Raw genomic sequence first — 13,439 nt, 5'->3', positions numbered from 1 at the left:
CGAGGAGCCTGGTGCGCCAACCCGGGGTGTGACCGGGTTGGCGTGGCCAGATTACCGCTCGGAGTTGTCCAGCTTGGCGCGCAGCAGGGCGCCCAGGCTGGTCGTACCGGCGTTCTCCTTGGACGACTGGGCCGACAGGTGGGCCATGGCTTCCTGCTGGTCGACCTGATCCTTGGCCTTGATCGACAGCTGGATGTTGCGGCTCTTGCGGTCGATGTTGGTCACGACGGCGGACACCTCGTCGCCTTCCTTGAGCACGTTGCGCGCGTCTTCGACGCGGTCGCGCGAGATCTCGGAGGCGCGCAGGTAGCCCAGAATGTCCTCGCCCAGGTCGATTTCGGCGCCGCGGGCGTCGACGGTCTTGACCTTGCCGGAGACGATCGAGCCCTTGTCATTGATGGTGACGAAGGTGGTGAACGGGTCTCCGTCCAGCTGCTTGATGCCCAGCGAGATGCGCTCGCGCTCGACGTCGACGGCCAGCACGATGGCGTCGACTTCCTGGCCCTTCTTGTAGTTGCGCACTGCAGACTCGCCCGGCTCGTTCCACGACAGGTCGGACAGGTGCACCAGGCCGTCGATGCCGGCAGCCAGGCCGACGAACACGCCGAAGTCGGTGATCGACTTGATCGGGCCCTTGACGCGGTCGCCGCGCTTGGTGTTCTGCGCAAACTCTTGCCACGGGTTGGCCTTGCACTGCTTCATGCCCAGGCTGATGCGGCGCTTGTCCTCGTCGATGTCCAGCACCATGACCTCGACCTCGTCGCCCAGCGACACCAGCTTGGTGGGGGCCACGTTCTTGTTGGTCCAGTCCATCTCGGAGACGTGCACCAGGCCTTCGATGCCGGGCTCGAGCTCGACGAAGGCGCCGTAGTCGGCAATGTTGGTGACCTTGCCGAACAGGCGGGTGCCCGAGGGGTAGCGGCGCGAGACGCCCATCCACGGGTCGTCGCCCAGCTGCTTGAGGCCGAGCGAGACGCGTTGCTTCTCTTGGTCGAACTTGAGGATCTTGGCCGTGATTTCCTGGCCGGGTTGCACCACTTCGCTCGGGTGGCGCACGCGGCGCCAGGCCATGTCGGTGATGTGCAGCAGGCCGTCGATGCCACCCAGGTCGACGAAGGCGCCGTACTCGGTGATGTTCTTGACCACGCCGTTGACGATGGCGCCTTCCTTGAGCGTTGCCAGCAGCTTCTCGCGCTCTTCGCCCATCGAGGCTTCGACGACGGCGCGGCGGCTCAGCACCACGTTGTTGCGCTTGCGGTCGAGCTTGATGACCTTGAATTCCAGGGTCTTGTTCTCGTAGGGCGTCAGGTCCTTGACCGGGCGCGTGTCGATCAGCGAGCCGGGCAGGAAGGCGCGGATGCCGTTGACCATGACGGTGAGGCCGCCCTTGACCTTGCCGCTGGTCGTGCCGTTGACGAACTCGCCGGATTCGAGCGCTTGCTCCAGCGCCAGCCAGGAGGCCAGGCGCTTGGCGGTGTCGCGCGAGAGAATGGTGTCGCCGTAGCCGTTCTCGGGCGTCACGACGGCGACGGACACGAAGTCGCCCACCTGGACTTCGATCTCGCCCTGGTCGTTCTTGAATTCGTCGATCGGCACGTACGCTTCGGACTTCAGGCCAGCGTTCACGACGACGAAGTTGTGCTCGACGGCGACGACTTCGGCGGTGATGACCTCGCCGGGGCGCATTTCGGTGCGTTGCAGCGACTCTTCAAACAGGGCGGCAAAAGATTCGGACATGTGTTTCCTTGCGCGCACCACAGGTTTCCGGAGGCATGATTGCGACCGTTTTTATGACTGTGAGCGCAGGCTGGTGTGTGGGGTGAACCACGGGTTTGCAGTGAACAAACCACGCCGTCAATGCGCCTGGGTGCAGCGCGACAGGGACGGCGTGGGCCGGTTTCAGCCCTTCAGCCAACGGGGGCGAAGGGCTGGCGCTCCTGCCACCAGGCGAGAACCTGGGCGACGGTCTCTTCGATCGTCAGCGTGGAATTGTCCAGCAGCAGGGCGTCTTGCGCGGGCTTGAGCGGTGCGACGGCGCGACTCTGATCGCGTGCGTCGCGCGCCTCCAGATCTGCGCGAAGACTGTCGATTTTAGCGTCGATTCCCTTCGAAATCAACTGTTTGTGGCGCCGCTCGGCGCGGCAGGCGGCGCTGGCGGTCATGAAAACCTTCAGCGGCGCCGTTGGGAAGATCACCGTGCCCATGTCGCGCCCGTCGGCCACCAGGCCGGGCAGGCGGGCAAAGCCGTGCTGCAGATCGAGCAGCGCGGTGCGCACCGTGGCCATGGCCGAGATGCGCGAGGCGTCGGCGCCGGTCGCCTCCAGGCGCAGCGCCTCGCTCACGTCCTCGTCGGCCAGCCAGATGCGTTCGCCGTCAAAGCGTATCGGCAGCTGGCGGGCGATGACTGCAATCGCGGCCTCGTTGCCGGGTTCCATGACCAGGCCGGCCCTGGCTGCGGCCAAGGCTGTTGCGCGATACAGCGCGCCCGAGTCGAGAAAGGCGTAGCCCAGCCGTTGCGCCACGAGCGAGGCCACCGTGCCCTTGCCCGAGGCGGTGGGCCCGTCGATGCAGATCACCGGGACGGCGCCGGACTGGGCCTGCGCGACGCTGAACAACGCCTCGAAGTAGTCGGGGAAGGTCTTGGCGACGCAGCGCGGGTCTTCGATGCGCACCGGCAGCCGTGCCGGGTTGAACGCGGCCAGCGAGAAGCACATCGCGATGCGGTGGTCGTCGTAGGTGTGGATGCGCGCGGCGCGCCAGTCGGCCGCCGCGGGCAGCGGGTCGACGCGCAGAAAGTCGGCGCCTTCCTCGACGGTGGCGCCGAGCTTGCGCAGCTCGCAGGCCATCGCGGCCAGGCGGTCGGTTTCCTTGACGCGCCAGCTGGCGATGTTGGTGAGCAGGCTGGGGCCGTCGGCGTACAGCGCCATGACGGCCAGCGTCATTGCGGCGTCGGGAATGTGGTTGCAGTCCAGGGCGATGGCCTTGAGCGGCCAGCTGCCGCGGCGCACTTGCAGCCAGTTGTCGCCGCCGTCCACCTGCGCGCCCATGGCACGCGCGGCGTCGACGAAGCGGATGTCGCCCTGGATCGAGTCCAGGCCCACGCCCTCGATGCGCACGCCGTCGCCGCTGCCGGCAAGCGCCCCCAGTGCAATGAAATAGCTGGCCGAGGAGGCGTCCGCCTCGACATGGATGCTGCCGGGCGAGCGGTAGCGGCTGCCGGCGGCGATGGTGAAGCGCTGCCAGCCCTGGCGCTGCACCGCAATGCCAAAGCGCGCCAGCAGCGCCAGCGTGATCTCGATGTAGGGCTTGGAGATCAGCTCGCCGACCACCTCGATCACCACGTCCTGCTCACGGGCAGCCAGCGGCAGCGCCATCAGCAGTGCGGTGAGAAACTGGCTGGAGACGTCGCCGCGCACCTGAATGGGTGCGGCCAGCTGCAGCGGAGGAACGCCGCCGCCCTGGGCGATGGACAGCGGCGGGTAGCCGGGCTGGCCCAGATAGTCGATGGCGCAGCCGAGCTGGCGCAGTGCGTCGACCAGGTCGCCGATCGGGCGCTCGTGCATGCGCGGCACGCCCGAGAGCGTGAAGTCGCCCAGCATCAGCGCCAGCGCCGCGGTGAGCGGGCGCATGGCGGTGCCGGCGTTGCCCAGAAACAGCTTTGCGGGCGAGCGCGGCGCGCGCGCGCCCAGGCCGGTGATGCGCACCGTGCGCGCGTCCACATGTTCAACGGTGCAACCAATGGCGGCCAGCGCGTCCAGCATCACCGCGGTGTCGTCGCTGGCCAGCAGGTCGTGCACCTCGGTCGTGCCTTCGCTGAGCGCGGCCAGCAGCAGCACGCGGTTGGAAATGCTCTTGGAGCCGGGCAGGCGCACGCTGCCGCCGGCCAAGCGCAGCGCGGGCAGGTCAAGAAAGTCGGTGGTGTACATCGGCCTCGTCAATCCTCGTGGCTGTGCGACTGGCCCATGCGCCAGTGCGCACGGGTGGAGCTGGCCAGCGTCAGCAGGTCTTCCAGGTGCTGGGTGTCGTCCTCCTGCATCGCGGCCTGCAACTGCTGCAGAGCCTGCTCGAACAGGCGCGACTGCGCCAGCACTTCGGTGCGGTTGGCGCGCAGGATGTCGCGCCAGATTTTTGGGTCGCCCGCGGCAATGCGCGTGAAATCGCGAAAACCCGGGCCGGCCAGTTGCAGCAGCGTGTTGCTGCGCTCCTGGCCAATGATGCTGTTGAGCAGCGCGAACGCCAGCAGGTGGGGCAGGTGGCTGACCGCGGCGAATGCGGTGTCGTGGTGCTCCGGCGCCATGGTGCTGACCTGGCAGCCCAGCGCGCTCCACAACTGCTCGGCACGGCGCAGCTGGGCCGTGAGCGTGCGCTCGGTGGGCGTCAGGATGACCTGGCAGCCGCGGTACAGGTCAGCCTGGGCGTGCTCGACGCCGGCGACCTCGCGTCCGGTGATCGGGTGGGCGGGAACGAACGAGCCCACGCTGTTGCCCAGCGCGCTGCGCGCGGCCTGCACCACGTCCTGCTTGGTCGAGCCCACGTCCATCACCAGCGTCTGCGGCGTGACCAGGTGGCGAATCGCCTTGAGCGTAACCTCGGTGGCGGCCACGGGCACGGCCAGCAGCACGATGTCGGCGCCTGCGGCGGCCAGCAGTGCCGACGGCGCCTCGACGTCGATCACGCCCAGCTCGCGGGCGCGCTCGGTGGTCGACGGTGACTTGCTGTAGCCGACGACGCGCTTGACCAGGCCCGCTTGTTTCAGCGCCAGCGCGAACGAGCCGCCCATCAGGCCGCAGCCGATCAACCCCAATTGTTCGAACATCGTCTCTGGCTCCTTCACGCCGCGGTGGGGTAGGAGCCCAGCAGCTTGTAGAAGGCGCACATGTGCTGCAGCTCGTCGAGCGCCTGGGCCACGTGGGGCTGGCTGGGGTGGCCGGCGATGTCGATGTAGAAGTAGTACTCCCACTGGCCGGTGCGCGCCGGGCGCGACTCGAAGCGCGTCATGGATACGCCGTGCTTTTTGAGCGGCACCAGCAGGTCGTGCACCGCGCCGGGGCGGTTGGGCACCGAGATGATCAGGCTGGTGCAGTCGCGCCCGGTGGGCGCGGGCGTGGCCAGCGTATGCGGCAGGCAGATGATGGCAAAGCGCGTGCGGTTGTAGGCCTCGTCCTGGATGGCGTGCGCCACTACGTGCAGGCCGAACTGCTGGCCGGCGCGCTCGCTGGCAATGCCGGCCCAGGCCGGGTTGGTTGCGGCCATCCGCGCGCCTTCGGCATTGCTGTTGACCGGGCGGCGCTCGGCGTGCGGCAGGTGCTTGGACAGCCAGGCGTGGCACTGTGCCAGCGCCTGTGGGTGGGCCAGCACGGCTTCGATGTTCTCGGCGTCGCTGGTCAGGCGCAGCAGGTTGTGGCGCACCAGAAGGCTCACCTCGCCCACGACATGGCAGGGCGTGTGCAAGAACATGTCCAGCGAGCGTGTGACCACGCCCTCGTTGGAGTTTTCCACGCCGACGACGCCATATTGCGCGCTGCCCGCAGCCGTGGCGTGGAAGACCTCGTCAAAGCTGTTGCAGTACATGAGGTCGGCCGCGCCGCCGAAGTATTCGAGCGCAGCTTGTTCGCAGAACGTGCCCTCGGGGCCGAGTACCGCGACGCGCTGGGGCGACTCCAGCGCCAGGCAGGCAGACATGATCTCGCGCCAAATGGCCGAGACATGCACGTCCTTGAGCGGTCCGGGGTTGGCGCGGGTGATCTTCTCGATCACCTGGGCCACGCGGTCGGGGCGGAAAAACGGCGATCCTTCGCGTTTCTTGATCTCGCCGACCTGCTCGGCCACGTGGGCGCGCGCGTTCAGCAACTGCAGCAGTTGCTGGTCGATGGAGTCGATCTGCACGCGCAGCTGCGCCAGGTCGGGGGAGGCTTGGGGTTCGGACATGAGCAGATGGCTCCGGGCGGGGGAGGGAGGGCGCTGGCGGATCGGGGCGTCTCTCAGGCGTGCTGGCGCTCGAAGTCGTGCATGTAGTCGATCAGCGCCTGCACGCCGGCCAGCGGCATGGCGTTGTAGATGCTGGCGCGCATGCCGCCCACGCTCTTGTGGCCCTTGAGCTGCAGCAGGCCGCGCTCGCGCGCGCCGGCCAGGAACGCGTCGTTGCGCGCATCGTCCTGCAGCAGGAAGGGAATGTTCATGCGCGAGCGGCAGTGGTGGGCGACCTTGTTGACGTAGAACGACGACTGGTCGATGAAGTCGTACAGCAGTTGCGCCTTGGCGATGTTGCGCAGCTCCATCGCGGCCACGCCGGTGGCGTCGCCTTCGCGCTGGGCTTTCAACCACTGGAAGGTCAGCCCCGCCATGTAGATGCCCCAGGTGGGCGGCGTGTTGTAGGCCGAGTGGTTGTCGGCGACGATTTTGTAATCGAAGGCGCTGGGGCAGATCGGCAGCGCATGGCCCAGCAGGTCGCCCCGCACGATGACGATGGTCAGCCCAGCCGGGCCGATGTTCTTTTGCGCGCCGCCAAAGGCCAGGCCCACGCGGCTCCAGTCGACCGGGCGCGATGCGACGTGCGACGAAAAGTCGATGACCAGCGGCGCGTCGCTGCCCAGGGCCTTGAGGTCGGGCAGCTCCTGGAACTCGGTGCCGTGGATGGTCTCATTGCTGCAGATGTGCACATAGCTGGCGCCGCGCGACAGCTGCCAGCTCGCCGGGGTCGGAATGGTCGTGAAGCCGCCGTCCTCGCTGGAGGCTGCGGTGTGCACCTCGGCCGCGTATTTGTGCGCTTCCTTGCGCGACTTCTGGCTCCAGCTGCCGGTGACGACGAAGTCCACCGTGCCTGCGCGCGAGAGATTCAGCGGGACGATGGCGTTCTCGGCAATGCCGCCGCCCTGCATGAACAGGATCTTGAATTCGGGCGGCACCGCCAGCAGGTCGCGCAGGTCGGCCTCCGCCTGCTCGTAGATGGCGACGAATTCCTTGCCGCGGTGGCTCATCTCCATCACGCCCAGGCCGCTGCCGTGCCAGTCGAGCATTTCGGCCGCGGCGCGCTGGAGCACCTCTTCGGGGATGGCGGCCGGGCCGGCCGAGAAGTTGTAGGGACGCTGCATGGTCTGGGTTCCTGCAAGAGACGACGCCGCGCGGCGGCCGGCGTGTCGGGGATGCACAAAAGCCTGAGGTGTTGGGCGTGGTCCGCCGGCGCGCTGCCGGCGGGCCACGCGGGGGGTCAGTCCTGGTCGGCGGCGGGCGGCGTGGGCGTATCGCCTGCGTCGTCGCTGTCCTGGGGTTGTTCGTTGGCGTCGTTCTCGACGATGCGCTGCAGGCCCGAGAGCTTGGCGCCCTCGTCGAGCGAAATCAGCGTGACGCCCTGGGTGGCGCGGCCAAGCTCGCGGATCTCGGCGACGCGGGTGCGCACAAGCACGCCGGTGTCGGTGATCAGCATGATCTCGTCGTCGGCGCGCACCAGCGTGGCGGCGACGACGCGGCCGTTGCGCTCGCTCTGCTGGATCGCGATCATGCCCTTGGTGCCCCGGCCGTGGCGCGTGTATTCGGTGATGCTGGTGCGCTTGCCGTAGCCGTTTTCGGTGGCCGTGAGCACGGACTGTGCTTCGTCCTCTGCCACCAGCATGGCGATCACGCTCTGGCCCTCGTCGAGCGACATGCCGCGCACGCCGCGGGCGTTGCGGCCCATCGGGCGCACGTCGTTCTCGTCGAAGCGCACCGCCTTGCCACCGTCGGAGAACAGCATCACGTCGTGCGCACCGTCGGTCAGCGCCGCGCCGATCAGGAAGTCGCCCTCGTCCAGGCCGACGGCGATGATGCCGACCTTGCGCGGGTTGGAGAACTCGGACAGCGCGGTCTTCTTCACGGTGCCCATGCTGGTCGCCATGAAGACGTAGTGATCCTCGGGGAAGTGGCGCATCTCGCCGGTGAGCGGCAGCACGACGTTGATCTTCTCGCCGTCCTGCAGCGGGAACATGTTGACGATGGGCCGCCCGCGCGAGCCGCGCGAGCCGGCGGGCACCTCCCAGACCTTGAGCCAATACAGCCGCCCGCGGTTGGAGAAGCACAGAATCCAGTCGTGCGTGTTGGCGATGAACAGCTGGTCGATCCAGTCGTCGTCCTTGGTGGCTGTGGCCTGCTTGCCGCGCCCGCCGCGCCGCTGGGAGCGGTATTCGCTCAAGGGCTGGCTCTTGATGTAGCCGGTGTGCGAGAGCGTCACCACCATGTCGGTGGGCGTGATCAGGTCTTCCGTCGACAGGTCCTGCGCGCTGTGCTCGATCTCGCTGCGGCGTGCGCCGAGCTTGGTCTGGCCGAATTCGGTCTTCACCGCGGTCAGTTCGTCGCTGATGATGACCGACACCCGCTCGGGCCTGGCGAGGATGTCCAGCAGATCCTCGATGTGCGCCATGATGTCCTTGTATTCGGCGACGATCTTGTCCTGCTCCAGGCCCGTGAGACGCTGCAGGCGCATCTGCAGAATCTCCTGCGCCTGCGTGTCCGACAGGCGGTACAGGCCGCCGGCCTGCATGCCGTATTCGCGCTCCAGCCCCTCGGGGCGGTAGTCGTCGGCATTCACCACGGCGCCGTCCTCGCGGGTGCGGGTCAGCATTTCGCGCACCAACTGGCTGTCCCAGCTGCGCGCCATCAGCTCGGCCTTGGCCACGGGGGGCGTGGGCGATTCGCGGATGATGCGGATGAATTCGTCGATGTTCGCCAGCGCCACGGCCAGGCCTTCGAGCACATGGCCTCGGTCGCGCGCCTTGCGCAGCTCGAACACAGTGCGGCGCGTGACGACCTCGCGGCGGTGGCCGATGAAGACCTCGATCAGATCCTTGAGGTTGCACAATTTCGGTTGGCCGTCGATTAGCGCGACCATGTTCATGCCGAAGGTGTCCTGCAACTGCGTCTGCTTGTACAGGTTGTTGAGCACCACCTCGGGCACTTCGCCACGCTTGAGCTCGATCACCAGGCGCATGCCGGACTTGTCCGACTCGTCCTGGATGTGGCTGATGCCTTCGAGCTTCTTCTCGTGCACCAGCTCGGCCATGCGCTCCTGCAGCGTCTTTTTGTTGACCTGGTAGGGCAGCTCGTCGACGATGATCGCCTGGCGCTGGCCGCGGTCGATGTCCTCGAAATGCACTTTGGCGCGCATCACCACCTTGCCGCGCCCGGTGCGGTAGCCTTCCTTGACTCCGGTGATGCCGTAGATGATGCCGGCCGTCGGAAAGTCGGGCGCGGGAATGATCTCCATCAGCTCGTCGATGCCGGCCTCAGGGTGCTGCAGCAAGTGCAGGCAGGCGTCGACCACCTCGTTCAGGTTATGCGGCGGAATGTTGGTCGCCATGCCCACCGCAATGCCGGCGCTGCCGTTGACCAGCAGGTTGGGCAGGCGGCTGGGCAGCACCAGCGGCTCGCTTTCGCTGCCGTCGTAGTTGGGGCCGAAATCCACCGTCTCCCTGTCGATGTCGGCCAGCATCTCGTGGGCGATCTTCGACAGGCGGATTTCGGTGTAGCGCATCGCGGCGGCGCTGTCGCCGTCCACGCTGCCGAAGTTGCCCTGGCCATCGACCAGCATGTGGCGCAGCGAGAAGTCCTGCGCCATGCGCACGATAGTGTCGTACACCGCGCTGTCGCCGTGCGGGTGGTATTTACCGATCACGTCGCCGACGATACGCGCCGACTTCTTGTACGGGCGGTTCCAGTCGTTGTTAAGCTCGTGCATCGCGTAGAGCACACGGCGATGGACCGGCTTCAAGCCATCGCGTGCATCGGGCAGGGCACGGCCCACGATCACGCTCATTGCGTAATCAAGGTAACTGCGCCGCATCTCCTCTTCCAGGCTGATGGGCAGGGTTTCTTTGGCAAACTCGGTCATGAAGGGCTCAGGCAAAGCGTCGGGTCAATCGGGCATTTTAGGGGCAAGGGGTTGTTGCCGGTGAACAACAGTTTCTCCCGAGGACACATTTGTCGCCCTTTCGCGACCGGTCGAGCGCTGTTGGTAATAGCCCGCTATGGCACAATCTTTACAACGTTTTTGGTGGTGGTCACTGACAACGTATTTGATACGCAGCGCGGCTGCGGCTTTTTTCTCGTTAAAAGGAGAACCATGAACAAACTCAATAAAGTGGCGATGCTGATTGCCTCGGCTGCGCTTGCTACTGCTGCCGGTGCCCAGACCGTGGACAACTGGAAGAACGGCTCGGGCGACCTGGTCTGGAAGAACGGTACGAACGAACTGTGCTGGCGCGACGCCAACTGGACGCCTGCCACGGCCGCCGAAGGCTGCGACGGCGCGCTGGTCAAGGCTGCCGCTGCTGCTCCGGCCCCCGCGCCGGCTCCTGTGGCCGCTGCTCCGGCTCCGGCTCCCAAGCCCGCTCCGGCTGCTGCCAGCAAGGTTTCCTACTCGGCCGACGCTTTCTTCGACTTCGACAAGGCTGTACTCAAGCCCGAAGGCAAGGCCAAGCTGGACGACCTGGTCTCCAAGGTCAAAGACATCAACCTGGAAGTCATCATCGCCGTGGGTCACACCGACTCCACTGGCCCTGATGCCTACAACCAGAAGCTGTCGGTGCGCCGCGCAGAAGCCGTCAAGGCCTACCTGGTGACCAAGGGCATCGAAAAAAACCGCGTGTACACCGAAGGCAAGGGCGAAGCCCAGCCCATCGCGTCCAACGCCACCCGCGAAGGCCGTGCGAAGAACCGCCGCGTGGAAATCGAAGTGGTCGGCACCCGCGCCAACTGATCGGTTTTCCGGTATTCGGCAGAAAAGCCCCGCAAGGGGCTTTTTTGTTGCCTGAAATTCTCGGTACTGGACTGACGGGTCGTTGAAATCAAGCGGCGGCGACACCTGGGAAATATCGTCTGGCCGCCATTCGGCCGCCATTCGGTTGTCGCAGGGTAATCAGCGCGGCGCGCCAAAGGGCGCGCCCGCCAGTTTGCTGCCTGCTTTCAGTCCGCGCTTGGCAAACCAGCCCTGGTTCATTTCCAGCACGTAGCGCACCGGCTCGCTGGAGCAGTGCGATTCTTCGCTGTGCGGCTGCATGTTGGCCAGATTGACGATGCGGCCGTCGTCGGCGACGAAGGCCGCGGTGAGCGCCAGCGGCGTGTTCTTCATCCAGAAGCACTGCACGCCCAGCTCCGGGAAGGCGAACAGCATGCCTTCGTGTGCCGGCATTTCGCGGCGGTACATCAGGCCGATCTCGCGCTGGCGCGCCGTAGCGGCCACCTGGGCGTCGATGCGGTGCATGCCGGCCGTGATCTCGGTGCGCGGCAAATCCAGCTGGGGCGCCTGCTGCGCAACTGCCGGCGCGGTGGGCAGCAGCAGCGACAGTGCGAGACCGCCTTGCAGCAGGGCAAAACGAAGCATGGAAGGCGTGGGATGCATGGTTTATTGACAATAGAATCGTTGCAGATATTTCACCACAGGCCCAGCGGCTGCGCCCAGGCACGCAGGCCACGAGCGGAGGCTTTCCACCCATGACCCAGTACCAGCACATCCAGGTTCCCGAAGCGGGCCAGAAGATCACCGTGGGCGCCGACGGCGCGCTGAACGTGCCGTCTCAGCCCATCATTGCCTTCATCGAGGGCGATGGTACGGGCGTGGACGTGACGCCGGTGATGCGCCGCGTGGTCGATGCCGTAGTCGCCCAGGTCTACCGCGGCGAACGCCAGATCCACTGGATGGAGGTATACGCCGGCGAGAAGGCCACGCGCGTCTATGGCCCCGACGTGTGGCTGCCCGACGAGACGCTGGATGCGGTGCGCGAGTACGCGGTGTCGATCAAGGGGCCGCTGACCACGCCGGTGGGCGGTGGCATCCGCTCGCTGAACGTGGCGTTGCGCCAGCAGCTCGACCTGTACGTCTGCTTGCGGCCGGTGCGCTACTTCAAGGGCGTGCCGTCGCCGGTGCGCGAGCCGAGCAAGACCGACATGGTGATCTTTCGCGAGAACTCTGAGGACATCTACGCCGGCATCGAGTTCGAGGCCGGATCAAGCCAGGCGCGGCGCCTGATGCAGTTTCTGCACGAGGAGTTCGGCATCCACAAGATCCGTTTTCCCGAGACCTCGGCTATCGGCATCAAGCCCGTGTCGCGCGAGGGCACCGAGCGTCTGGTGCGCCAGGCCATCCAGTACGCGATCGACCATGACAAGCCCAGCGTGACCCTGGTGCACAAGGGCAACATCATGAAGTTCACCGAGGGGGCGTTCCGCGACTGGGGCTATGCACTGGCGGCGCGCGAGTTCGGCGCGACGCTGATCGACGGCGGCCCTTGGATGCGCCTGAAAAACCCGAAGACGGGCCGCGAAATCACGATCAAGGACAGCATTGCCGACGCCTTTTTGCAGCAGATCCTGCTGCGTCCGGTCGAGTACAGCGTGATTGCCACGCTCAACCTCAACGGCGACTACATCTCCGACGCGCTGGCCGCGCAGGTGGGCGGCATCGGCATCGCGCCGGGTGCCAATCTGTCGGGCAGCGTCGCGGTGTTCGAGGCCACGCACGGCACGGCGCCCAAGTACGCGGGCAAGGACTACGTCAACCCCGGCTCGATCATCCTGTCGGCCGAGATGATGCTGCGCCACATGGGTTGGATCGAGGCGGCCGACGCCATCATCCGCATCATGGAAAAAGCCATCCGGAGCAAGCACGTGACCTATGACTTCGCCCGCCTGATGGAGGGCGCGACCCAGGTCAGCTGCTCGGGCTTTGGCCAGGTGCTGATCGACCAGCTGCACGCCGAGGAAGCCTGAACGCCGGGGCGGGCGGGGGACATCAGCGCTCGATCACCCGCCGCGCGTACTGCTGCAGATAGTCCATCAGCTGGTGGGCGCCGGCGACGGCGCGCGCCTCGTCGCCCGAGGCAATGCCCTGCGCCAGCGCCATGTGGGCGTCGGCGGCCCGGACGATGTCGCCTTCGCTCTGGTAGGCATACCAGAAACGTCGGCATTGCACGATGAGCGGAATCACGCACTTGACCGCCGGTGCATTGGCGCAGGCCTGGTGGTTGACCACGTCCAGCGCGTGGTCGGCGCGCATATAGGCGTCCAGGTCGCCGCTTTCGGCGGTATTCACCATGTCCTGGGCGCGTTGCACCAGGGCGTCGCGCTGCGCGGGCGTGGCGCGGCGCGCGCTGCAGGCGGCGATCAGCGCTTCGAGCGCGCGGCGCGTGGCGATCACATCCAGGTATTCGGCCAGGTCGATGTGAGACACCAGCAGGCCGCGGCGCGGCTGCTGCACGACCAGGCCGATCGAGACCATGCGCAGCAGTGCCTCGCGCACGGGGGTGCGGCCCAGGCCGGTGAGCGCGACGAGGTCGGCCTCGACCACCGCGCTGCCCGGCTGTAGCTGCAGCGTCGAGATCAGCGCCTCTAGCGCGTCGTAGGCCAGGTCGGCGGCGCGCCTGGTCGGTGGCGTGCGGGTGGTCGGTGTGGCAAGCGGCATGGGTTGCGGAGGG

At 66.7% G+C, this 13,439-nt stretch carries 10 protein-coding genes; 2 read left to right on the top strand and 8 right to left on the bottom strand.

All coding sequences use genetic code 11. The features are described from left to right. Nucleotides 1-51: 51 nt before the first annotated feature. The 6 genes from rpsA to gyrA form a co-directional block, all read right to left on the bottom strand. Nucleotides 52-1,737, bottom strand: a complete 1,686-nt coding sequence (rpsA, locus tag ABD767_RS10900) for a 30S ribosomal protein S1 (protein ID WP_103044508.1) — start codon at nucleotides 1,735-1,737, stop codon at nucleotides 52-54. Nucleotides 1,738-1,907: 170 nt separating this feature from the next. Next, on the bottom strand, nucleotides 1,908-3,926 hold the full coding sequence (locus ABD767_RS10895; protein ID WP_344869672.1) for a bifunctional 3-phosphoshikimate 1-carboxyvinyltransferase/cytidylate kinase: 2,019 nt from the start codon (nucleotides 3,924-3,926) through the stop codon (nucleotides 1,908-1,910). A gap of 8 nt (nucleotides 3,927-3,934) precedes the next feature. Then, entirely contained in the window at nucleotides 3,935-4,816 is an 882-nt protein-coding gene (locus ABD767_RS10890; RefSeq protein WP_103044520.1) for a prephenate dehydrogenase/arogenate dehydrogenase family protein, read from the bottom strand. 14 nt (nucleotides 4,817-4,830) lie between these two features. After that, nucleotides 4,831-5,928 carry a prephenate dehydratase gene (gene pheA / locus ABD767_RS10885; protein ID WP_103044506.1) on the bottom strand — a complete coding sequence of 366 codons (1,098 nt, stop codon included), beginning with the start codon at nucleotides 5,926-5,928 and terminating at the stop codon, nucleotides 4,831-4,833. Nucleotides 5,929-5,981: 53 nt separating this feature from the next. Next, complete coding sequence (gene serC / locus ABD767_RS10880; RefSeq protein WP_103044505.1) at nucleotides 5,982-7,091, bottom strand: 3-phosphoserine/phosphohydroxythreonine transaminase; 1,110 nt, start codon at nucleotides 7,089-7,091, stop codon at nucleotides 5,982-5,984. A 116-nt stretch (nucleotides 7,092-7,207) separates the two neighbouring features. Next, the gene (gene gyrA, locus ABD767_RS10875) at nucleotides 7,208-9,859 is read right to left on the bottom strand and encodes a DNA gyrase subunit A (protein WP_344869671.1); all 2,652 of its coding nucleotides are present in this window, start codon (nucleotides 9,857-9,859) and stop codon (nucleotides 7,208-7,210) included. Nucleotides 9,860-10,090: 231 nt separating this feature from the next. Here gyrA and ompA point away from each other — a divergent pair, with 231 nt between their 5' ends. Then, nucleotides 10,091-10,726, top strand: a complete 636-nt coding sequence (ompA, locus tag ABD767_RS10870; RefSeq protein WP_103044503.1) for an outer membrane protein OmpA — start codon at nucleotides 10,091-10,093, stop codon at nucleotides 10,724-10,726. A 159-nt stretch (nucleotides 10,727-10,885) separates the two neighbouring features. On the opposite strand, the gene ABD767_RS10865 is transcribed toward ompA, so the two are convergent. Continuing rightward, nucleotides 10,886-11,350 (bottom strand): DUF192 domain-containing protein, encoded by a 465-nt coding sequence (locus ABD767_RS10865; RefSeq protein WP_344869670.1) that lies wholly within the window; start codon nucleotides 11,348-11,350, stop codon nucleotides 10,886-10,888. A 110-nt stretch (nucleotides 11,351-11,460) separates the two neighbouring features. On the opposite strand from ABD767_RS10865, the gene icd reads away from it, so the two are divergent. After that, on the top strand, nucleotides 11,461-12,735 hold the full coding sequence (gene icd / locus ABD767_RS10860) for an NADP-dependent isocitrate dehydrogenase (RefSeq protein ID WP_103044501.1): 1,275 nt from the start codon (nucleotides 11,461-11,463) through the stop codon (nucleotides 12,733-12,735). A gap of 22 nt (nucleotides 12,736-12,757) precedes the next feature. Here icd and ABD767_RS10855 read toward each other — a convergent pair whose 3' ends face one another. Beyond that, the gene (locus tag ABD767_RS10855; protein ID WP_103044500.1) at nucleotides 12,758-13,426 is read right to left on the bottom strand and encodes an FCD domain-containing protein; all 669 of its coding nucleotides are present in this window, start codon (nucleotides 13,424-13,426) and stop codon (nucleotides 12,758-12,760) included. Nucleotides 13,427-13,439: the final 13 nt, after the last annotated feature.

This window comes from Comamonas faecalis, assembly GCF_039538025.1.
GTDB classification, from domain to species: domain Bacteria; phylum Pseudomonadota; class Gammaproteobacteria; order Burkholderiales; family Burkholderiaceae_C; genus Comamonas_C; species Comamonas_C faecalis.
The sequence above is the reverse complement of the archived record's forward strand: the minus strand, read 5'-3'. Positions and strand labels throughout refer to the sequence as shown.

Bases quoted from the DNA above. Each gene is read 5' to 3' on its own strand.
- ompA (WP_103044503.1), top strand. From the start codon at position 10,091: ATGAACAAACTCAATAAAGTGGCGATGCTGATTGCCTCGGCTGCGCTT.
- rpsA (WP_103044508.1), bottom strand. From the start codon at position 1,737: ATGTCCGAATCTTTTGCCGCCCTGTTTGAAGAGTCGCTGCAACGCACC.
- ABD767_RS10895 (WP_344869672.1), bottom strand. From the start codon at position 3,926: ATGTACACCACCGACTTTCTTGACCTGCCCGCGCTGCGCTTGGCCGGC.
- ABD767_RS10865 (WP_344869670.1), bottom strand. From the start codon at position 11,350: ATGCTTCGTTTTGCCCTGCTGCAAGGCGGTCTCGCACTGTCGCTGCTG.
- serC (WP_103044505.1), bottom strand. From the start codon at position 7,091: ATGCAGCGTCCCTACAACTTCTCGGCCGGCCCGGCCGCCATCCCCGAA.
- icd (WP_103044501.1), top strand. From the start codon at position 11,461: ATGACCCAGTACCAGCACATCCAGGTTCCCGAAGCGGGCCAGAAGATC.
- ABD767_RS10855 (WP_103044500.1), bottom strand. From the start codon at position 13,426: ATGCCGCTTGCCACACCGACCACCCGCACGCCACCGACCAGGCGCGCC.
- gyrA (WP_344869671.1), bottom strand. From the start codon at position 9,859: ATGACCGAGTTTGCCAAAGAAACCCTGCCCATCAGCCTGGAAGAGGAG.
- pheA (WP_103044506.1), bottom strand. From the start codon at position 5,928: ATGTCCGAACCCCAAGCCTCCCCCGACCTGGCGCAGCTGCGCGTGCAG.
- ABD767_RS10890 (WP_103044520.1), bottom strand. From the start codon at position 4,816: ATGTTCGAACAATTGGGGTTGATCGGCTGCGGCCTGATGGGCGGCTCG.